Here is a 19,499-nt window from a genome sequence, read left to right as displayed (position 1 = left end):
GAGTGCCCTGATGACCCGCGCACGCAAGACCCCCGGCCGTGTCGCTTTCGTGGGCTCCGGCCCCGGCGACACCGGCCTGCTCACGTGCCGTGCCCGTGACCTGCTCGGCAAGGCCGAGCTGGTGGTGACGGACCCGGACGTGCCGTCCGAGGTGGTCGCCCTCGTCCCGGACGGCGTGGAGATCCGACCCGCCGTCGGCGACCCGGCGGACGTGGCGAAAGACCTGGTGGCCGAGGCGAAGAACGGCCACGCCGTGGTCCGGCTGGTGGCGGGCGACCCGCTGACGCTGGACTCGGTGGTCAAGGAGGCGCACGCCGTCTCCCGCACGACGATCGCGTTCGACGTGGTGCCGGGTGTCCCGGCGGGCACGGCGGTGCCCGCGTACGCGGGTGTGGCGCTGGGCGCCGTGCACACCGAGGCCGACGTCCGGGGTGTGACGGACTGGGCGAGCCTGGCCGCCGCGCCCGGCACGCTCGTGCTGCACGCCACCAACAGCCACCTCGCCGAGGCCGCGTCCTCGCTGGTGGAGCACGGTGTCGCGCCGCAGACCCCGGTCGCGGTGACGGTCGACGGCACCGGTTTCGGGCAGCGGACGGTGGACACCACGCTGGCGTCCCTGGCCGCCGACGCGGGCGACCTGGGCGGCCCGCTGGTCGTCACGGTCGGCAGCGCCGTCGCCGGCCGCGCCAAGCTGTCCTGGTGGGAGTCGCGCGCCCTGTACGGGTGGCGCGTGCTCGTGCCGCGCACCAAGGAGCAGGCGGGCGCGATGAGCGACCGGCTGCACTCGCACGGCGCGATCCCGGTGGAGGTGCCGACCATCTCGGTCGAGCCGCCGCGCAGCCCGGCGCAGATGGAGCGCTCGGTGAAGGGTTTGGTCGACGGCCGCTATCAGTGGGTGGTGTTCACCTCGACCAACGCCGTGCGCGCGGTGTGGGAGAAGTTCCGCGAGTTCGGCCTGGACGCGCGGGCGTTCTCCGGCGTGAAGATCGCCTGCGTGGGCGAGTCGACGGCGGCGAAGGTGCGGTCGTTCGGGATCATCCCCGAGCTGGTGCCGTCCGGCGAGCAGTCGTCCGAGGGCCTGCTGGCCGACTTCCCGCCGTACGACGACATCCTGGACCCGGTGGACCGGGTGCTGCTGCCGCGGGCCGACATCGCCACCGAGACCTTGGCGGCGGGCCTGCGGGACCGCGGCTGGGAGATCGACGACGTGACGGCCTACCGCACGGTGCGGGCCGCCCCGCCGCCCGCCGACACCCGCGAGATGATCAAGTCGGGCGGGTTCGACGCGGTGTGCTTCACCTCGTCGTCCACGGTCCGGAACCTGGTCGGGATCGCGGGCAAGCCGCACGCCCGGACGCTGGTGGCGTGCATCGGCCCGCAGACGGCCGAGACGGCGCGCGAGTTCGGCCTGCGGGTCGACGTGCAGCCGGAGGACGCCAACGTGCCCGCCCTGGTGGACGCGCTGGCCCAGCACGCGGCCCGGCTTCGCGCCGAAGGCGCCTTGCCGCCACCTCGCAAGACCAAGCGTCTACGCCGTTCATAAGCAGTCAGGTCGGGGCCACTTCCGGGTGGCCCCGACCTGTTTCTCTCGGCTCTTTGTAGGGAGTGCCGCCCGTGTTCCCCGCCCACCGTCCCCGCCGCCTGCGCACCACGCCGGCCATGCGTCGCCTGGTCAGCGAGACCACCGTGCGGCCCCGGCAGCTCGTGCTGCCCATGTTCGTGAAGGAAGGCGCCGCCGCGCCGGTCGCGATCGCCTCGATGCCCGGCGTCGTCCAGCACACCCGCGAGTCGCTGCGCAAAGCCGCCGTGGAGGCCGTGCAGGCCGGGGTCGGCGGCCTCATGCTGTTCGGCGTGCCCGCGGAGCGGGACGCGGTCGGCTCCGGCGCGACCGACCCGGACGGCATCCTCAACGCCGCCCTCCAGGACCTGCGCGCCGAACTCGGCGACAGCACCGTGCTGATGTCGGACTGCTGCCTGGACGAGTTCACCGACCACGGCCACTGCGGCGTGCTCACCCCGACCGGCGAAGTGGACAACGACGCCACGCTGGAGGTCTACGGCGAGATGGCGGTGGCCCAGGCGCGGGCCGGGGCGCACCTGGTCGGCCCCAGCGGCATGATGGACGGCCAGATCGGGTTCATCCGCAAGGCGCTGGACGAGGCGGGGTTCACCGACACCGGCATCCTGGCCTACTCGGCGAAGTACGCGTCCGCGCTGTACGGGCCGTTCCGGGAAGCCGTCGAGTCGCAGCTCCAAGGCGACCGCAAGACCTACCAGCAGGACCCGGCGAACGCGCGGGAGGCGTTGCGTGAGGTCGAGCTGGACCTCGCCGAGGGCGCGGACATGGTGATGGTCAAGCCCGCCCTGCCGTACCTGGACGTGCTGCGGGCCGTTCGCGAGGTCGCGGACGTGCCGGTCGCGGCGTACCAGATCTCCGGCGAGTACGCGATGGTCGAGGCCGCCGCCCGCAACGGCTGGATCGAGCGCGAGCGGACCGTGCTGGAGACGCTGACGTCGATCCGGCGGGCCGGCGCGGACATCGTGCTCACCTACTGGGCCGTGGAGGCGGCACGGTGGCTGGACCGCGGGTGAAGCCGCCGGCTTCGCCGCCGCCGAAGCTGGTCGACCTGGCGCGCTGGCTGTGGATCGCGAGCGCGGTGGTCGGCCTGGGCCGGTTCCTGGTGCAGCTCGCCGACCGGGAGATGCTGATCGACCAGTTGCGCGCGCAGCAGCCGGGGCTGAGCCAGGACGAGCTGGACGCGGCGGCGTCCGGCGGCATCGTGTTCGGCCTCCTGCTGGGCGGGCTGCTGGTCCTGGTGTACGCGTTGCTGGCCAACCGGATGGCGGGCGGGCGGAACTGGGCGCGGATCGTGCTGACCGTGTTCGGGGGCGCCGGGATCGTCCTCGGCGTGGTCCGGACGCTTGCCGTGGCGTCCGGTGTGGCGGCGGCCTTCGGCCTGGTCATCAGCCCGGTGGACCTGGTGTTCGGACTGATCACGATGGCCGTCGACGCGGTGGCGCTGGTGCTGATGTACCTGCCATCAGTTTCCGGGCACTTCCGATCACAGCGGTCCGTCAGCGCGAAACCACCCCAGGTAGCTAACGGATTGTGATTTCCGGTCGACGCGGGCTGCCTGCCCTTTTACGGTCCGCGCATGACCACTCCTCACGACCCCTCCGGCCAGCAGGGCGGCTATCCGCAGCAGCCCGGTGGCCAGCCTCCCCAGGGCCAGCCGCAGGGCTTCCCGCAGCAGCCCGGATACCCGCCCCAGGCGCCTCCGCTGTCGCCGGGCGAGCTGAGCCGGCCGGCCCGGCCCAAGTCCGTCGACACGGCGTTCCTGCTGTGGATGATCAGCGCGGGGCTCGGCATCCTGTCGACCATCGTCAGCTTCCTGACCGCCGAAGAGCTGGCCAAGGCCACGGCGGAGCGGCTCCTCGGCACCAGCGTCGACCCGGTGCTGGTCGAGGGCGCCCAGCCGTCCTACGGCAGCGGCATCTTCAGCCTGATCCTGTTCGCGCTGTGGATCGTGGTCGTCTTCCAGATGCGCAACGGCGCGAACTGGGCGCGCATCGTCCTCGCCGTGCTGGGCGGCCTGGGCGTGCTGGGCGGCATCCTCGGCCTGTTCGCGATGGGCCTGCTGTTCGGCCTCGGCTTCCTCGGCGTGATCCAGGTGCTGTTCAACCTGGTCCAGTTGGCGCTCACCATCGGCGCCCTGGTCTTCATGTTCAAGTCGGAGAGCAACTACTACTTCAAGGCGAGCTGACCCGGGATCGCCCCGGTCGCCGTCCGCCGGTCGTGGCGGCGGCGACGGGGGCGGGGCCGACCGAAGTCGCGCCGGCGGGCGACCTTCGTCGACTCTTCCCGCGAGGTCCGTCGCGCACCCGCCGGCCCCGGTGGACAGCGACCTTGCGTGGTTCTAGCGTTTCCCGGTGTGACGACGCCACAGGATCCCGACGGCGGGCAGCAGCAGCCGTACATCCCTCCACCTCCGCCGTTGAGCGAGTCCGAGCTCCAGGGCTCCTCCGACGCCCCCGCGCGGCCGGTGCCCATCGAGGTGAAGGTTTCGTTCTGGATCTGGATCGCGGGCGCGGTGCTGTCGGTGGTCGGCGCGCTGCTGGCGTTGACGCAGCGTGAGGAGATTTCCGAGGCGCTGCGTGCGACGCCGCAGTTCGCCCAGAGCACGCCGGAGCAGTTGGACGCCGCCGTCTCCATGACGATCATGTTCACCCTCGTCGTCGGCATCGTGCTCGCCGGGCTCTACGTGCTGTTCGCCTTCAAAGCGCGCGCCGGGCGGAACTGGGCCCGGGTCGTGCTGACCGTGCTGACCGCGCTCGGGCTGCTGACGATGCTGTTCCGCCCGTCGCCCTCCGCCCTGATCACGTCGTTGATCAGCGTGGTGGCCGTGGTGCTGCTCTACGTGCCCAACTCCAAGGCCTACTACGACTCGGTGAAGCGGGCCCGGTGACCGAGCAGGCGCCGTCCGCTCGGGCGGCGGTGGCGCTCTGGTACGCGCTCGGCGTGTTCGGCGTGCTCAACGTCGCCTACCTGTGGGTGCGGCGGGACGCGCTGGACGCCGCCGCGCGGGACGGGGTGGCCGTCACGGCACTGCTGGTGCAGCTCACGGCGCTCGCGGTGGTGTTCGGCGCCGGGTACGTGGTGTTCGCCCGGTTCCTGTGGCAGCGCAAGGGATGGGCGCGGGGCGCGCTCACCGTCGTGGCCGCGGTGCACGTGCTGTGGATCGTCCTGTCCCGTGCCGCGGCGCCGAACGTCGTGGTGCTGCTGCTGATCGCGGCCGGATTGGCGCTCACCTGGCTGCGCGGTACGGCAGAGTGGGTGAAGCAGCACTAGCTTCCACCCGGAGACGCGCATGTCCGAGCCCGACCCGTTCGCCTCGCCGTTCCACCAGGTCAACCTGCCGGGCCAGCCGAGCACGCCGATGCCCGCCGGGTTCGCCGGCTACCCGTTGCCGATGCCGGAGGCCGACTCGCGGGCGCTCGCCCCGTCCCGGCCCGCCGCGCTGACGGCCGCGTTCTGGTGCTGGATCGTCGGCACGGTGCTGGTGGTCGTCGTCCTGCCGGCGGTGTTCACCACCGGCGGTGGCGCGCTGGCCGACGAGCTGCACGCCAACTCGCAGACCGACCCGGAGCCGATGTCGCACGCCGAAGCCGAGTTCGCCGCGCAGCTCACACCCGTCCTGTTCGCGTTCGGGTTCGCGGTGCCGGCGGTGTTGTTCGTGGTCGCGGCGGTGAAGCTGCGGTCCGGCCGGAACTGGGCGCGCGTGCTGCTGGCCGTGCTGGGCGGCCTGGCGGTGGTGTTCGGGCTGCTCGCGCTCGTCGGCTTCGCGTCGGGCGAAGTGCGCTACGCGGACTGGCTGATCGGCACCGTGTGGGCGCTGGTCTTCCTGGCGTCGGTCATGCTGGGCACCGTGGCGATGTTCCTCCCCCCGTCCAACGCTTACGTGAGGTCGGTGAGCCGCCGATGACCCAGCCGCCGTTCGACCCCTTCGAGCACCCGATGCGCCCGGTGAACCTGCCGCAGCCGGGTCCGCAGCAGCCCGTCGGCTTTCCCGGCGCGATGCGCGGCGTCGACCAGCACACCACCGCCTTCGTGCGGCCCGGCGTGGTGTTCGCGGCGTTCGTGTGCTGGCTGCTCGCGGCTCTGATGTGGCCGGTGGGCACGGTGATCCGGGTGCTCGCGGAGGACGGCGCCTTCGCGAGCTTCGGCGCGGTGATGACCCTCTTCGCGACCGGCTGCCTGGCCGTGGGCGGGGTGTGGGGCGCGATCGCGTTCCTGGGCGGGAGCTACTACGCCCGGATCGCGCTGTGCGGCGGGTACCTGGTGGTCGGCATCCTGGCGGTGGCGGCGGCGATCGTCGCGTCGCGGGACGCCGACACCGAGCCCGCGTCCTGGGCGGTGATCGTGCTGCGGCTGGCGCTGCCCGCCGTGGCCGCCGTGCTGAGCTTCCTGGCCGGCGCCCGGAGCTACTTCGCGGGGAACCTCGGCTAGTGGACCAGCCCGTCCTGTACTCCGAACCCGGCGCGTCCTGGTGGCCGCTGCTGTGGGGACCGGTGTTCGCGCTGCTCGGCGTCGGCGCGGAGGCGTTGACCGGGTCCGTGTGGTTGACGCTGTGGCTGTTGGTGGCGGTCGCGCTGTTCGTGCCGACCCTGCTGTGGGTGCAGGGCCGGCGGCGCGTCTACGGGGTGCGGCTCACGCCGGTCGCGTTGCACCAGGGTCGGGAGGAGGTGCCGGTGCGCGACATCGCCGCGGTGTCCGGTGTGGAGCCCCGGTCCGGCGCGAAGGTGCTCGGCGGCGGCTGGACCCTGCCGCGTGGCACGGACCCGATGCCGATCAGGCTGGCGGACGGCTCGGTGGTGCTCGGCTGGGCCCGTGACGCCGACGCGTTGCGGGACGCCCTGGACCGCCTGTTGGCGCACCGGGCCTGATGTCGATCTCCCGACCACTGAGGACACCTCGGCGCGGAAGTCCGCGGTCGACGAAGCCGGTGTGCGGCGCGCTCCCCGGCCCGGCGTGAGAGGCTGACCACCGTGACCGCTGCCACCCCCGATGCAGGCACACCTGCCGCAGGCGTCCCCGTCGCGCCGGCGCCCGAGCCCGCACCGAGGCTGCACCAGCCGAAACGCGCCCTCATCGCCGTCGGCGAGGTGGTGGCCGTCGTGGCGCTGGCGTTCCTCGCGGTCTGGTGCTGGAACCGGGGCGTGGTGCGGTCCAGCTACCCGGTCGACGGCCGCGCGCCGCTGGAGTCGACCCGCTACCTCGGCAACTGGATCAGCGGGTCCATCGGGCTGGCCACGGCGGCCGGTGTGCTGCTGCTCGACGCCGTCCGCCAGACCCTGCTCGCGGTCCGCACCCGTGGTCGGGAGCAGGGCGCCGAACCGGACGTGTGAGACTGGGCCTCGTGACTTCCACGCGATCCCAGGCACTGTTCGAGCGCGCGGCGGCGGTGATCCCCGGTGGCGTCAACTCGCCCGTGCGGGCCTTCCACTCGGTCGGCGGCACGCCCCGGTTCATGGTGCGCGGCGAAGGCCCGCACCTGTGGGACGCCGACGGCAACCGGTACGTGGACCTGGTGTCCTCGTGGGGCCCGATGATCCTCGGGCACGCCCACCCGGACGTCGTGCGGGCCGTCCGCGACGCCGCCGTCCGCGGCCTGTCCTTCGGCACGCCCACCGAGGGCGAGATCGAACTCGCCGAGGAGATCGTCGACCGGGTCGCGCCGGTCAACCAGGTGCGGCTGGTCAACTCCGGCACCGAGGCCACGATGAGCGCGATCCGCCTCGCCCGCGGTTTCACCGGCCGCCGCAAGATCATCAAGTTCGCGGGCTGCTACCACGGCCACGTGGACGCGCTGCTCGCCCAGGCGGGCTCCGGCGTCGCCACGCTCGGCCTGCCCACCTCGCCCGGTGTCACGGGCGCGCAGGCCGCCGACACGCTCGTGCTGCCCTACGACGACCTGGACGCCGTGCGGGCCGCGTTCGCCGAGCACCCGGACGAGATCGCGTGCGTGATCACCGAGGCGGCGGCGGGCAACATGGGCGCGGTCGCGCCCCGGCACAACGCCGGCCTGCGTGACCTCTGCCACGCCAACGGCGCGCTGCTGATCATGGACGAGGTGATGACCGGCTTCCGGGTGTCGCGCTCGGGCTGGTTCGGCCTGGAGAACGTGGCCGGCGACCTCTACACGTTCGGCAAGGTCATGTCCGGCGGCCTGCCCGCCGCCGCGTTCGGCGGCCGGGCCGACGTGATGGCGAAGCTCGCCCCCGCCGGCCCCGTCTACCAGGCGGGCACGCTGTCCGGGAACCCTGTCGCGGTCGCGGCGGGCCTCGCCACGCTGCGGGCCGCCACCGACGAGGTCTACCTGGCCCTGGACGCCAACGCGACCCGGCTCGGCGCGCTGTTCACCACCGCCCTGACCGACGCCGGCGTCCCGCACCGAGTGCAGTACGCGGGCAACCTGCTCAGCGTCTTCTTCACCGCGGACGAGGTCACCGACTACGCGGGCGCGCAAGCCGCCCAGACCTGGCGGTTCCCGCCGTTCTTCCACGCCCTGCTGGAGCGCGGCGTGTACCCGCCGCCGAGCGCGTTCGAGGCGTGGTTCGTCAACGCGGCCATGACGGAGGAGGACTTCGCGGTGATCGCGGAGGCCCTGCCCCACGCGGCCCGCGCCGCGGCGGAGGCCGCGCGGTGAGCGGCATCCGAACCGTCGTGCACATGCTCCGCCACGGTGAGGTGCACAACCCGACCGGCATCCTGTACGGCCGCCTACCGGGGTTCAAGCTGTCCGAACGCGGCCAGCAGCAGGCGCTGATCGTCGCCGAGCACCTGGCCGACCACGACATCGCGCACGTCGTGGCGTCCCCGCTGGACCGCGCCCAACAGACGGCCGCGCCGATCGCCGACTCGCACCGGCTGGAACTGGCCACCGACGACCGGCTGATCGAGGCGGACAACAAGTTCGAGGGTCTGAAGGTCGCCGTCGGCGACGGCGCGCTGCGGTCACCCAAGCACTGGCCGAAGCTGATCAACCCGCTGCGGCCGTCGTGGGGCGAGCCGTACCTGGAGATCGCGCACCGGATGCTCGGCGCGGTGCAGCGGGCCCGTGCGGCGGCCGAGGGCCACGAGGCCGTGTGCGTGTCGCACCAACTCCCGATCTGGACGCTGCGCCGGTTCCTGGAGGGCAAGCGCATGTGGCACGACCCACGCCGCCGCGAGTGCTCGTTGGCGTCCCTGACCAGCCTGGTGTTCGAGGGCGAGGAGCTGGTGAAACTCGTCTACACCGAGCCCGCCGGCGCGACCAACCCGAGGGTGACGGGCGCGTGAAACGGCTCCTGCTGGTCCTGCTGCTGCTGGTCACGTCCTGCACCACCGGCGACGACGCCGTGCTCGCCGGTTCGGAGTTCCAACTCGTCGCGCCCGCCGGCCAGGTCCGCATCCGCTATGACGGCGACCAGCGCAAGGTCGTGAAGGGCCTCACCGGGCCGTCCGTGATGGAGTCGGGCAAGACGATCACCCTGGACGACTACGCGGGCAAGGTCGTCGTGGTCAACATCTGGGGTTCCTGGTGTCCGCCGTGCCGGACGGAGGCTCCGGAACTCCAGAAGGTGCAGGACGAGACGGGCTCGTCGGGCGTGCAGGTGTTGGGGGTGAGCGTGAAGGAATCCTCCGCCGACGCGCCCCGTGACTTCATGGGCAACCGGAAGCTCGGGTACCCGTCGATCTATGACGAATCCGGTCGGTCTCTGCTGGTGTTCAAGGGGCTGCCGCCGAACACCGTGCCGTCCACCTTTGTGCTGGACAAGCAGCATCGGGTGGCGGCGGCGTTCCTGGAGGGCGTCATCGCCTCCGACCTCGTGCCGTTGGTGAAGGAGCTTGCGGCGGAGGCGTAGCGGGGCGCCGAGGCGGGTCAGCGCAGTTCGGGGATCTTCTCCTTGAACGCGGTGATCATCGCCTCGCGGCCGATGAGGTTGAACTCGCGGCCCAGGGTGCGCATGATCGAGTTCTCGGTGGGGCGGTACAGGCCGAACTTGTAGTACCGGCTGCCCTCGTAGGCGCCTACGACGCCGCCGTCCGGGGACGGCTGGCCCAGGTAGCGGGACCACTTCGCGCCGGTCGGGTCGTTGGTCGTGTTCGGCTCGACCGGGTCGCTGCCGGTGTACCGGTCGTAGGGGTAGTCGTACTCGTCGGCCAGTTCGCCGATGGAGTGGCCGAGTTCGTGCACGGCGATCTGGCCGGCCTGGGCATTCGCCCCGGACGCGGTCGCGACCCCGCCGCCCGCGCCGCCGTACTTGGTGGTGTTGCCGAGGGCGATGACCTGGTCGGCCTGCGGGGCGAGGGCGCCGAACTGGGTCGCCTTGGTCTGGTTCACGCACAGCAGGCGCTCGGTGTTGACGTCGCGGCCCTGGCACCAGAAGCCCATGTCCAGCGCGGTGTCCTTGGCCGACCCGAGGGTGGGGTCGTTGTCCACGCCGGACTCGTTGGAGACGACGTTGACCTGCCACACGTTGAAGTACTGCTTGTACGTCTTGAACGGCTCCACGGCGGACAGCTCGTCCCACTTGCCCACCACGTGTTCGTGGTAGGCGCCCAGTTCGGACGCCGTGTAGCCGTCCCCGACGAACACCAGGTCGTAGCGCTGGTCCGCCGCGCCGGTCTGCTGGATCGGGACGACCTCGGCGTCGACTTCCGCCGGCGCCGCTCTCGCCTCGACCGCCACCGGGACGGCTACCTGAGTGATGGTGCCGTCGGGCGAGAACACCTCCCGCCACTCCACGGGCGACTCGGCCGCGCCACCGGGTGCCGGGGCGGTGACGACGACGAGTGCGATGGCCAAGACCGGCAGGGTCAGTCGGCGAACGCGCATGGTGTCACGCTATGAAGTTCCTCACTCACCCACAAGAGTGGAAAGTCGGGTCTAACCAATAAGGGCACCGCAACCCAACACCAGTGCGCGGCTCTCAGGATGGCGTATCTACTCTGTTCGGCGTGGATCCGACCGACCTCGCCACCTCCGGCCCGCTGCTGCTGGCTACCGGTGTGGCGCTGTTGGCAGGAGCGATCTCGTTCGCTTCCCCTTGCGTGGTCCCGTTGGTCCCCGGCTACCTGGCGTACCTCGCGGGTCTCGTGGGTGCGGAAGCGCCGGCCGTGGACAGCGCGGAGGACCGCAAGGCCGGCCGGTGGCGGGTGGCCGGGGCGGCTCTGCTGTTCGTGCTCGGGTTCACGATCGTGTTCGCCCTGATGTCGTTCGTCGTGCTGGGCCTCACCACGGCCCTCTACTTCGACGCGGACCTGCTCCAGCGCATCGGCGGCGTGATCACCATCGCCATGGGCCTCGTGTTCATCGGCCTCATCCCAGCCCTCCAGAAGGACGTCCGCCTGCACCGCACGCCACGCGGCGGCCTGATCGGCGCGCCGCTGCTCGGCGGGGTGTTCGCGCTGGGCTGGACGCCGTGCGTCGGCCCGACCCTCTCCGGTGTGCTCGCGTTGGCGCGCAGCACGGAGGTCGGCTCGGCCACCGCGCGCGGCGCGGTGCTGGTGTTGGCCTACTGCCTCGGGCTCGGGGTGCCGTTCGTGTTGATCGCGCTGGGCGCGCGGTGGGCGGTCCGGGTCAGCGGGTGGTTGCGGGCGCACGGCCGGCAGGTCCAGGTGTTCGGCGGCGCGCTGCTGATCCTGGTCGGTGTCGCGTTGGTCACCGGGCTGTGGGGCGAGTTCGTGTTCTGGCTGCGGGACGCCGTGGTCAACGATCTGAAGCTGCCGTTGTAGTGCGAGCGCTCTTGGCCTTCCTGCGCAACACGTGGCGTGGTCTCACCGCCATGCGCACGGCGTTGACCCTGCTGTTCCTGCTCGCGCTCGGCGCGATGCCCGGCGCGTTGCTGCCGCAGCGGTCGCTCAACGCGCAGAAGGTGGCCGAGTACATCGCCGAGAACGGCTGGTGGGGTCGGCTGCTCGACCGGCTCCAGTTCTTCGACGTCTACGCCAGCTACTGGTTCTCCGCCGTCTACGTGCTGCTGTTCGTGTCGCTGGTCGGCTGCCTGCTGCCGCGCACGTGGGAGTACTTCAAGCAGATGCGGGCCAAACCCGTGCTCACGCCGCGCAACCTGGGCAGGCTGCCGCACCACGCGTCCAAGGAACTCGGCCTCGGTCCGGAAGCCGTGGTGGCGCAGGCCAGGCAGCGGCTCAAGGGCTGGCGGCTGGTCGAGCGCGAAGAGGCCGGCGGCGCGCGCAGCGTCAGCGCCGAGCGCGGTTTCCTGCGCGAGACCGGCAACCTCGTCTTCCACTTTTCGCTGCTGGGCCTGCTGGTGGCGTTCGCGCTGGGCAAGATGTTCGGCTACGAGGGCCAGGTCATCGTGCAGACCGGCGGCGGCCAGTTCTGCAACTCCGGGGTGTTCAACTACGACACGTTCCGGCCGGGCCTGCGGGTCGACGGCACGGACCTGAACCAGTTCTGCGTGAAGGTGGACGACTTCCACGCCACCTACCTGCACAACGGCCAGGCGCAGACGTTCCGCGCGAACATCGGGTACCAGTCCGGCGCGGACCTGGACAGCGGCACGTGGCGGCCCTACCCGCTGGAGGTCAACAGCCCGCTGCGGACCGCCGGCGACCGCGTCTACCTGCTCGGCCACGGCTACACGCCGCTGTTCACCGTCACCTTCCCCAACGGCGTCACGCGCACCGGCGCGACCCAGTGGCGGCCGGTGGACGACGTGACGCTGGCGTCCGAGGGCGCGACCAAGTTCGACCCGCCCGGGGTGACCGACGTCGAGCAGCGGCGCACGAGCCAGCTCGCCATCACCGGCCTGCTCGCGCCCACCGCCGCCTTCCGGGGTGAGCTGCTCGACTCGGCGTTCCCCGAGGCCCGCGACCCGGCGGTGGCGGTCGACGTCTACCGGGGCGACCTGGGCACCGACTCCGGGCGCGGCCAGTCCATCTTCTCCATCGACCGGAACCAGGTGGAGAGCGGCAAGCTGGTCAAGGTCGCCCGCCAGAACCTGAAGACGGGCGACGTCATCACGCTGGACGACGGCACCGTGATCCGCTTCGACGGGGTGCGGGACTGGGTGTCGCTCCAGGTGTCGCACGACCCGACCCAGACCTGGGTGCTCGCCTTCTCGGTGCTGGTCATCCTCGGTCTCGGCACGTCGCTGACCATCAAGCGGCGCCGGGTGTGGGTGCGGGCGACGCCCCAGGAGGACGGGCGTACGGTGGTCGAGGTCGGTGGCCTCGCGCGCACCGACCAGGCCGGGTACGGCGAGGAGTTCACCGCACTGTCCCGCGACCTGCTCAAGGAGGAGAGCTGATGCCGGTCAACGCGACGCTGGCGACGTACAGCGACTGGACCTACGGCGCGGCCGTGGCCGTGTACGTGATCGCGGCCGTGTTCTACCTGTGCGAGCAGGCCTTCACCAAGAACAAGGCCAAGGAGCGCGAGCTGGTCGCGGCGGGCACGCAGGTCGCGGGCACCGCCGAGGACGGCACGTGGACGCCCGGCCTGGTGGTGCGGGAGCAGCCGACGCGGGCCGAGCGGCTGGGGCGCATGGGCGTCGCGATGACGTTGCTCGGCGTGGTGCTGCACGGCGCTTCCCTGGCGCTGCGCGGTTTCGCGACCGGGCGCGCGCCGTGGGGCAACATGTACGAGTACACGGCGCTGCTGACGTTCGCCGCCGTGGTCGGCTGGCTGGTGCTGACGCGGATGTTCCCGGTGCGCCGGCTCGGCGGGTTCGTGCTGGTGCCGATCGGCATCCTGATGTTCCTCGGCGGCACCGTGCTGTATGCCGAGGCCGCGCCCGTGCAGCCGGCGTTGCAGTCGTACTGGCTCGTGGTGCACGTGTCGGTGATCTCGGTGTCCAGCGGGCTGTTCCTGCTGCCCGGTGTGGCCAGTGTGCTGTACCTGCTGAAGTCCTCGGGCCGGGCGCGGTTCGTGAAGCTGCCCGACGCGGACGTGCTGGACCGCTTGGCCTACCGCAGCACGGTGTTCGCCTTCCCGCTGTTCACGCTGGGCCTCATCTGCGGCGCGATCTGGGCCGAGGCGGCGTGGGGCCGGTTCTGGGGCTGGGATCCCAAGGAGACCGTGTCGTTCGTGGCGTGGGTCGTCTACGCGGCGTACCTGCACGCCCGTGCGACCGCCGGGTGGCGTGGCCGTCCCGCCGCCTGGGTCAACGCGCTGGGCTTCGCGCTCACCGTGTTCAACCTGTTCTTCATCAACCTGGTCACAACCGGATTGCACTCTTACGCGGGAGTGCAGTAGACCCCGCACCCAGTGTCGTGGAACCGCTGCCCGCCGACTACCGTCGCAATCGTGAGGTCGGGGAGGGCTCGATCCGCTTTGCGCAGGGAGGACCCCAGCGGTGACCGGTCGCTACGAGAATCCTGAGTCGTCGTGGCAGCCGCCGTCCGGCGCGGAGGGGCAGCAGCCCAACCCGAACCAGTCGGGCGGTTACCCGGTCGAGCCGGGATCGGGTGCCCACTACGTCGACCCCGCGACGAGGTACCTCGACCCGTCGACGTCCGGCCCGGTGACCGGCCCTCCCAGCGGCGGTTTTCCGGCGCAGGGAACCCCGTCCGGTTCCTACCCCGTCGCCGGGCAGTCCGGCCCGTACCACGTGGGCGGCCCGTCCGGCGCCTACCAAGTGGGCAACCAGAGCGGCCCGTACCAGGTGGGTGGGCAGAGCGGCCCCTACCAGGTGGGTGGGCAGCCGGGGCAGTCCGGCCCGCACCACTTCGACCCGAACGCGCAGCAGGCGCAGTTCCAGGGCCCGTTCCCGAACAACTTCCCGCAGAGCATCCAGCCGCAGCGGCCCCAGCAGGCCAGCGCGCACGACGTCTCGTCGCAGCAGTTGATCAAGCGGGCCAAGCGCCCGCCGCAGTCGGGCTGGCGCAAGACCGTGCACGCGGTGACCGGTGGTCTGGTCAACCTCGGCGAGAGCCCGGCGGACGTGCGGCGGCGCGAGCTGATCGCCCGGATCAACCAGCCGCTGCGCGGGTGCTACAAGATCGCGATGCTGAGCCTGAAGGGCGGCGTGGGCAAGACCACGACCACCACCACGCTCGGCTCCACCTTCTCGTCGCTGCGCGGCGACCGGGTGATCGCGGTGGACGCCAACCCCGACCGCGGCACGCTGGCGCTGAAGGTCCCGCGCGAGACCACGGCCACCGTGCGGCACCTGCTGCGCGACGCGTCGCGGATCACCAAGTACAGCGATGTCCGCGCGTACACCTCGCAGTCCCCGAGCCGGCTGGAGATCCTGGCCTCCGAGCAGGACCCGGCGGTGTCCGAGGCGTTCAGCGACCAGGACTACCTGCGCACGGTGGCCCTGCTGGAACTCTTCTACAACATCGTGCTCACGGACTGCGGCACCGGCCTGATGCACTCGGCCATGAAGGGCGTGCTGGACCAGGCCGACTCGCTGGTGCTGGTGTCGTCCGGCTCGGTGGACGGCGCGCAGACGTCGGCCGCGACGCTGGACTGGCTGGACGCGCACGGCTACCGCGACCTGGTGGCCAAGTCGGTCGCGGTGATCAACTCGGTGCGGCCGGGCTCGGGCAAGGTCGACCTCGACAAGCTGGCCGCGCACTTCTCCCAGCGGTGCCGCGCCGTCGTGCGCATCCCGTTCGACGCGCACCTGGAGGAGGGCGCGGAGATCGAACTGGACAAGCTCGCCGCGGAGACCCGGCTGGCGCTGCTGGAACTCGCCGCGACGGTCGCCGACGACTTCCCGAACAAGGTTAGCTGACCCATGGGCCAAGGGGCCTCGGTCGAGGCCCCTCGGTCCGTGACTACTCCTCGTCCGGACGCTTCTTCTGCTCACCCAGCTTGCGCAGGAACTCCGGGTCGTCGTCCGGCGCGACGACGCGGCGGCTGGGGGCGGTCTCGACCCGGTCCGGTCCGAACGCGCGCCACAGCAGCACCGCGATCGTCAGCGCACCGACCAGCGCGAGCACGTAGAGCATGGTCGCCACCTCCTTTGCCACGAGATTACCCGTGTCATGGAGGTAAACGGCGTCACTGCCGCACCGGTTCGGTCGCTTCGGTGGTCAACTGGGAAAGCAGGGCCTGCACCTCGGACTCCCGGAACCGGCGGTGGCCGCCGGGCGTGCGGATGGATCCGATGCGGCCCGCGGTGGCCCAGCGGGTCACCGTCTTCGGGTCGACGCGGAAGAGGTTGGCCACCTCACCCGGTGTGAGCAGCCGTTCCCCCTGGTGTCCCTGCGTCACGGTCACGGTCTTCCTCCCCGATGCCGAACAGACGTACCGGACGCATCGTGGCATCCCGACCTTCGGGTACTCGAACACTTGGGTGATGGTAAAGAGGTAGTAAGGGACGAAGCGCGCGGTTCGGACATCGCGGCCGGTGGCCCTAGGCTGGGCCGGTGGACGCACTTGATCGCCAGATCATCGCCGCCCTCCGGGCGAACGGCCGGGCCACCTACGCCGATCTGGGGCGCAAGGTCGGGCTGTCCGCCTCGGCCGTGCACGAGCGGGTCGGCAAGCTGGAGGCCACCGGGGTCATCGTCGGCTACCACGCGGTGGTCGACCCGAGCGCGGTCGGCCTGGGGGTGACGGCGCTGGTCAGCATCCACCCCACGGACACGGCGGACGACGACGAGCTGGCCGGGTCGCTGGGCGAGCTGATCGAGGTCGAGTCCTGCTACCGGGTGGCGGGCGACGAGTCGTTCATCGTGAAGGTCCGCGTCGCCACCGTGGACGACCTGGAGCGGTCGCTGGGGCGGCTGCGGCGCATCCCGGGCGTCGCCCGCACCCGCACCACGGTCGTGCTGTCCACGCGTTTCGAGGGCCGTCCCAACACCGCGGCGGGTGCTCCCGAGGGCACCGCGTAACCTGGGTAATCGTGCACCTGGGTCGTGATGTGACGCTGTACGTCTGCGCGCGGCTGGGCCTGGTCGCCGTGGTCACCGCGGTGCTGGTCCTGGTCAACGTGCCGCTGCTGGTCGCCTTGGCGGTCGGGGTGGTGGTGGCGCTGCCCGCCTCGATGTTCCTGTTCCGCGGGCTGCGGACGCGGGTCGCGCGTGGGCTGGAGGAGCGGCAGGCCGTGCGTCGGGCCGAGCGGGAGAAGCTGCGCGCGCAGCTCCGTGGCGAGGCCGGCTAGCCGGTTCGACGGAAGTCGCGTGGCGGGCCGGCTAGACGAGCAGGAGCAGCCCGCCGCCGAGGTTGGCGAGCAGCAGCACGGCCAGCACGGCGGTGATGTGCCTGCTCTCGCGCAGTCGGAGGGCGATCGCGAGCAGGCCGATGGGGAGCATGACCGGTCCTTTCCGGGTTCTCGCCACGCGGAGCGCGCCGAACGCGATGCCCAGCGGCGACAGTCCCAGTTCGGGCGCGCCGAGCACGTCGGCACGCCATTGTTCCCGGTAGCGGGCTCGTTCCGCGGGCTTGAGGAAGGCCGCGGCGAAGCCGATCAGGGCCAGTGCGAGGCGGGTCATTCCGCCACCTGCGGCTTCATGGTCGCGTTGAGCGTTCCGACGTTGCGTTGCGCGATGTTGCGTTGTGCCGCGTTTCGTATTGCGGTGTTTCGTTTTGCGGCGTGGCGGGCGCACACCTTGACCGCCTCCCGCGCTCCCTCGGGCGTGAGCACGTACATCCGGCGGCGGGGGCCGCGCCGGTCGGCGTCGTCGTCCCAGTCGGACGTGACCCAGCCGGCCCGCTCCAGGCGGTCCAGCAGCGGGTAGACGCTGCCGGACGGGCGTCCGGTCAGCTTGATGATCTCCAGTCCCCAGCGGGGATCGCTGCCGTCGAGCAGCACTTCGAGCACATCGACGGTGGCCTTGCCGATCCGTTCGAGTGGTTCCACGCCCGCTATGCTACCTATGTAGATTAAGCGCGTCCAGGGTCGTCTCCGGGCGATCGGCCGAACACCTCGGCGGCTTCGGCGGCCAGGCGTTCCACCACGTCCGCGAGTTCCAGCTCGGTCAGCCAGTGCTCCGGGATCGCCGCCACGCCGTCCCGTGCGCCCAGCAGGTTCCCGCACAGCGCGCCGGTCGAGTCGCTGTCCCCAGAGTGGTTCACGGCGAGCAGCAGCCCGTCCGCCAGGCTCTCCGCCGCCAGCGCCGTGAGCACCGCGATCGCCAGCGCCTCCTCGCCGACCCAGCCGCCGCCGAGCGTCGTCTCGATCACCTCCGGCGTCGGCCGCACGCCCCGGGTGGCCATCTCCAGGGCCAGGTCGAGCAGCACCAACTGCTCCTCGTTCCCCGGCCACCGCTGGAGCTCCCCGTGGGCCACCTCGATCGCCCCGGTCAGCTCCGCGCCGGCCAGGAGCTGCTGCACAAGCACCGCGAGCACGCCCGCCGACAGGTAGCCGCTGGGGTGGCCGTGGGTGAGCGCGCCGGTCGCCGTGGCCAGCGCGAACACCTCGCGCGGGTCGTCGGACCACAGCGCGACGGGCGCCGCGCGCATCACCGCGCCGCAGCCCTTCGAGTCGTTGATCGGGCTCTCGACGGTGCCGAACACGCCGGACCGCAGCGCCGTCAGGCAGGTGTTGCCGGGCGCGCGGGCCTGGTGCAGCTCGGGCACGTCCAGCAGCCACCCGTCGGACGGCACCACGGGCCCGCCCTGGGTGCGCAGCCACCGGCCGTAGGCGACCCGCACCTCGTGCACCGGGTCGCTGCCGCGCCGACGTGCCAGCACCAGCCCTTCCAGCGTGAACAGGGTCATCTGGGTGTCGTCGGTGATCGCGCCGAGCCTGCCGTACGCGGGCGCGTAGTCGGTCAGGCCGGACGGGCCGAACCGGCCCCGGATGCGGTCGATGCGGTCGAACTCGATCGAGCCGCCCAGCGCGTCGCCGACGGCGCCGGCGAGCAGGCTGCCCCGCAGAGAACTGCTGCCACGTGAGGTCACGCCGCAGAAGTTATCGTGCCGGCGTGACCAATTCGGTAGACCGATGTAGCTCCCGTACCAGGGAATGGGTGTGCGAGGCCGTCCGGATCATCGAGGCGGACGCCAACCGCAGCGCCGACACGCACCTGCTGCACTTCCCCCTCCCACTGGAATGGGGGATCGATCTGTACCTCAAGGACGAGTCGACCCACCCCACCGGCTCGCTCAAGCACCGCCTCGCGCGGTCGCTGTTCCTGTACGCCATCTGCAACGGCTGGGTGGTCGGTGGCACGCCGGTGATCGAGGCGTCCTCCGGCTCCACGGCCGTGTCCGAGGCCTACTTCGCAAGGCTGCTCGGACTGCCGTTCATCGCGGTGATGCCCCGCTCCACCAGCCAGGAGAAGGTGACCCTGATCGAGCGCCAGGGCGGCCGGTGCCACTTCGTGGACGAGCCCAGCGCGATCTACGACGAGTCCCGGCGGCTCGCGGCCGAACTCGGCGGGCACTTCATGGACCAGTTCACGCACGCCGAGCGCGCCACGGACTGGCGCGGCAACAACAACATCGCCGAGTCGGTGTTCCAGCAGATGGCCCTGGAAGCCGCGCCGGAACCGGAGTGGGTGGTCGTCGGCGCGGGCACCGGCGGCACCAGCGCCACCATCGGCCGCTACATCCACTACCGCAAGCTGCGCTCCCGGCTGGCCGTGGTCGATCCGGAGCACTCGGTGTTCTTCGACGCCTGGCGGGACGGCGACCCCACGTTGGTCGGCAGTCGCGGGTCCGGGATCGAGGGCATCGGCCGGCCGCGGGTGGAGCCGTCGTTCGTGGGGCAGGTGATCGATCGGATGATCAAGGTGCCGGATGCGGCTTCGGTCGCGACCATCCGGTTCGTGGAGTCCCTTTTGGGGCGGCGTGTTGGTGGTTCTACCGGCACGAACCTGTGGGGGGCGTTCCAGTTGATCGCCGAGATGAGGGCTTCGCGGTTGCGCGGCAGTGTGGTCACTCTGCTGTGCGATGGCGGGGAGCGGTATGCCAACAGCTACTACGACGATGCCTGGGTGGTGGGGCAGGGGATGGATCTGGAGCCCTATCGGGCGGTGTTGGAGCGGTTCCTGGGTACTGGGATGTGGTCGGCTTAGGGATTTCTCGGGTTGG

At 71.4% G+C, this 19,499-nt stretch carries 26 protein-coding genes; 20 read left to right on the top strand and 6 right to left on the bottom strand.

Translation table 11 applies throughout. From position 1 onward, the window contains the following. The first annotated feature begins 10 nt into the window (after positions 1-10). From ACQPZF_RS39810 to ACQPZF_RS39750, 13 genes are all read left to right on the top strand, one after another. Positions 11-1,543, top strand: coding sequence for a uroporphyrinogen-III synthase (locus tag ACQPZF_RS39810; RefSeq protein WP_433266071.1), 1,533 nt, complete (start codon positions 11-13; stop codon positions 1,541-1,543). 71 nt (positions 1,544-1,614) lie between these two features. Beyond that, positions 1,615-2,592 carry a porphobilinogen synthase gene (gene hemB, locus ACQPZF_RS39805; RefSeq protein ID WP_433266069.1) on the top strand — a complete coding sequence of 326 codons (978 nt, stop codon included), beginning with the start codon at positions 1,615-1,617 and terminating at the stop codon, positions 2,590-2,592. Continuing rightward, complete coding sequence (locus ACQPZF_RS39800) at positions 2,574-3,113, top strand: hypothetical protein (protein WP_433266067.1); 540 nt, start codon at positions 2,574-2,576, stop codon at positions 3,111-3,113. The genes hemB and ACQPZF_RS39800 overlap by 19 nt, the downstream gene beginning before the upstream one ends. Positions 3,114-3,155: 42 nt before the next feature. Then, on the top strand, positions 3,156-3,764 hold the full coding sequence (locus ACQPZF_RS39795) for a hypothetical protein (protein ID WP_433266066.1): 609 nt from the start codon (positions 3,156-3,158) through the stop codon (positions 3,762-3,764). Positions 3,765-3,932: 168 nt separating this feature from the next. After that, positions 3,933-4,466, top strand: coding sequence for a hypothetical protein (locus ACQPZF_RS39790; protein ID WP_433266064.1), 534 nt, complete (start codon positions 3,933-3,935; stop codon positions 4,464-4,466). Beyond that, a complete protein-coding gene (locus tag ACQPZF_RS39785; protein WP_433266062.1) occupies positions 4,463-4,849 on the top strand; it encodes a hypothetical protein in 387 nt (128 codons plus the stop codon). Before ACQPZF_RS39790 ends, ACQPZF_RS39785 begins: the two co-directional genes overlap by 4 nt. Before the next feature lie 19 nt (positions 4,850-4,868). Next, complete coding sequence (locus ACQPZF_RS39780; protein ID WP_433266061.1) at positions 4,869-5,483, top strand: hypothetical protein; 615 nt, start codon at positions 4,869-4,871, stop codon at positions 5,481-5,483. Continuing rightward, positions 5,480-6,007, top strand: coding sequence for a hypothetical protein (locus ACQPZF_RS39775; protein ID WP_433266059.1), 528 nt, complete (start codon positions 5,480-5,482; stop codon positions 6,005-6,007). The genes ACQPZF_RS39780 and ACQPZF_RS39775 overlap by 4 nt, the downstream gene beginning before the upstream one ends. Then, the gene (locus ACQPZF_RS39770; protein WP_433266057.1) at positions 6,007-6,444 is read left to right on the top strand and encodes a hypothetical protein; all 438 of its coding nucleotides are present in this window, start codon (positions 6,007-6,009) and stop codon (positions 6,442-6,444) included. The genes ACQPZF_RS39775 and ACQPZF_RS39770 overlap by 1 nt, the downstream gene beginning before the upstream one ends. Positions 6,445-6,546: 102 nt before the next feature. Then, positions 6,547-6,906 carry a hypothetical protein gene (locus ACQPZF_RS39765; protein WP_433266055.1) on the top strand — a complete coding sequence of 120 codons (360 nt, stop codon included), beginning with the start codon at positions 6,547-6,549 and terminating at the stop codon, positions 6,904-6,906. 11 nt (positions 6,907-6,917) lie between these two features. After that, positions 6,918-8,207 carry a glutamate-1-semialdehyde 2,1-aminomutase gene (gene hemL / locus ACQPZF_RS39760; RefSeq protein WP_433266053.1) on the top strand — a complete coding sequence of 430 codons (1,290 nt, stop codon included), beginning with the start codon at positions 6,918-6,920 and terminating at the stop codon, positions 8,205-8,207. A gap of 5 nt (positions 8,208-8,212) precedes the next feature. Beyond that, positions 8,213-8,839, top strand: coding sequence for a histidine phosphatase family protein (locus ACQPZF_RS39755; protein ID WP_433274930.1), 627 nt, complete (start codon positions 8,213-8,215; stop codon positions 8,837-8,839). Next, a complete protein-coding gene (locus ACQPZF_RS39750) occupies positions 8,836-9,405 on the top strand; it encodes a TlpA disulfide reductase family protein (RefSeq protein WP_433266051.1) in 570 nt (189 codons plus the stop codon). Before ACQPZF_RS39755 ends, ACQPZF_RS39750 begins: the two co-directional genes overlap by 4 nt. Positions 9,406-9,422: 17 nt before the next feature. Here ACQPZF_RS39750 and ACQPZF_RS39745 read toward each other — a convergent pair whose 3' ends face one another. Next, on the bottom strand, positions 9,423-10,379 hold the full coding sequence (locus ACQPZF_RS39745; RefSeq protein ID WP_433266049.1) for a M64 family metallopeptidase: 957 nt from the start codon (positions 10,377-10,379) through the stop codon (positions 9,423-9,425). 122 nt (positions 10,380-10,501) lie between these two features. Between ACQPZF_RS39745 and ACQPZF_RS39740 the strand changes: the two genes are divergently transcribed. The 4 genes from ACQPZF_RS39740 (at position 10,502) to ACQPZF_RS39725 (ending at position 15,249) form a co-directional block, all read left to right on the top strand. Beyond that, the gene (locus tag ACQPZF_RS39740) at positions 10,502-11,278 is read left to right on the top strand and encodes a cytochrome c biogenesis CcdA family protein (protein WP_433266047.1); all 777 of its coding nucleotides are present in this window, start codon (positions 10,502-10,504) and stop codon (positions 11,276-11,278) included. 50 nt (positions 11,279-11,328) lie between these two features. Further along, positions 11,329-12,816, top strand: coding sequence for a cytochrome c biogenesis protein ResB (gene resB, locus ACQPZF_RS39735; RefSeq protein ID WP_433274928.1), 1,488 nt, complete (start codon positions 11,329-11,331; stop codon positions 12,814-12,816). Then, complete coding sequence (gene ccsB, locus ACQPZF_RS39730) at positions 12,816-13,763, top strand: c-type cytochrome biogenesis protein CcsB (protein ID WP_433266045.1); 948 nt, start codon at positions 12,816-12,818, stop codon at positions 13,761-13,763. Before resB ends, ccsB begins: the two co-directional genes overlap by 1 nt. A gap of 100 nt (positions 13,764-13,863) precedes the next feature. Further along, positions 13,864-15,249, top strand: a complete 1,386-nt coding sequence (locus ACQPZF_RS39725) for an AAA family ATPase (RefSeq protein WP_433266043.1) — start codon at positions 13,864-13,866, stop codon at positions 15,247-15,249. A gap of 43 nt (positions 15,250-15,292) precedes the next feature. On the opposite strand, the gene ACQPZF_RS39720 is transcribed toward ACQPZF_RS39725, so the two are convergent. Together ACQPZF_RS39720 and ACQPZF_RS39715 are read right to left on the bottom strand one after the other, a co-directional pair. After that, the gene (locus tag ACQPZF_RS39720; protein WP_433274998.1) at positions 15,293-15,487 is read right to left on the bottom strand and encodes a hypothetical protein; all 195 of its coding nucleotides are present in this window, start codon (positions 15,485-15,487) and stop codon (positions 15,293-15,295) included. Positions 15,488-15,518: 31 nt separating this feature from the next. Continuing rightward, a complete protein-coding gene (locus ACQPZF_RS39715; RefSeq protein ID WP_433266041.1) occupies positions 15,519-15,737 on the bottom strand; it encodes a BldC family transcriptional regulator in 219 nt (72 codons plus the stop codon). 149 nt (positions 15,738-15,886) lie between these two features. Here ACQPZF_RS39715 and ACQPZF_RS39710 point away from each other — a divergent pair, with 149 nt between their 5' ends. Together ACQPZF_RS39710 and ACQPZF_RS39705 are read left to right on the top strand one after the other, a co-directional pair. Continuing rightward, positions 15,887-16,354, top strand: a complete 468-nt coding sequence (locus ACQPZF_RS39710) for an Lrp/AsnC family transcriptional regulator (RefSeq protein WP_433266040.1) — start codon at positions 15,887-15,889, stop codon at positions 16,352-16,354. An 11-nt stretch (positions 16,355-16,365) separates the two neighbouring features. After that, positions 16,366-16,623, top strand: coding sequence for a DUF4229 domain-containing protein (locus ACQPZF_RS39705; protein WP_433266038.1), 258 nt, complete (start codon positions 16,366-16,368; stop codon positions 16,621-16,623). Between the two features lie 31 nt (positions 16,624-16,654). Here ACQPZF_RS39705 and ACQPZF_RS39700 read toward each other — a convergent pair whose 3' ends face one another. The 3 genes from ACQPZF_RS39700 to ACQPZF_RS39690 are packed head-to-tail and all read right to left on the bottom strand — an operon-like array spanning position 16,655 to position 18,365. Then, positions 16,655-16,954, bottom strand: a complete 300-nt coding sequence (locus ACQPZF_RS39700; RefSeq protein WP_433266036.1) for a hypothetical protein — start codon at positions 16,952-16,954, stop codon at positions 16,655-16,657. Further along, a complete protein-coding gene (locus ACQPZF_RS39695; protein ID WP_433266034.1) occupies positions 16,951-17,322 on the bottom strand; it encodes a PadR family transcriptional regulator in 372 nt (123 codons plus the stop codon). The genes ACQPZF_RS39700 and ACQPZF_RS39695 overlap by 4 nt, the downstream gene beginning before the upstream one ends. A 23-nt stretch (positions 17,323-17,345) precedes the next feature. Continuing rightward, the gene (locus ACQPZF_RS39690) at positions 17,346-18,365 is read right to left on the bottom strand and encodes an ADP-ribosylglycohydrolase family protein (RefSeq protein WP_433266033.1); all 1,020 of its coding nucleotides are present in this window, start codon (positions 18,363-18,365) and stop codon (positions 17,346-17,348) included. Between the two features lie 68 nt (positions 18,366-18,433). Here ACQPZF_RS39690 and ACQPZF_RS39685 point away from each other — a divergent pair, with 68 nt between their 5' ends. Beyond that, entirely contained in the window at positions 18,434-19,483 is a 1,050-nt protein-coding gene (locus ACQPZF_RS39685; RefSeq protein WP_433266031.1) for a PLP-dependent cysteine synthase family protein, read from the top strand. Positions 19,484-19,499 lie beyond the last annotated feature (16 nt).

This window comes from Actinosynnema sp. CS-041913 (genome assembly GCF_050942485.1).
GTDB lineage: Bacteria > Actinomycetota > Actinomycetes > Mycobacteriales > Pseudonocardiaceae > Actinosynnema.
This window is presented reverse-complemented; position numbering and strand designations above follow the sequence as displayed.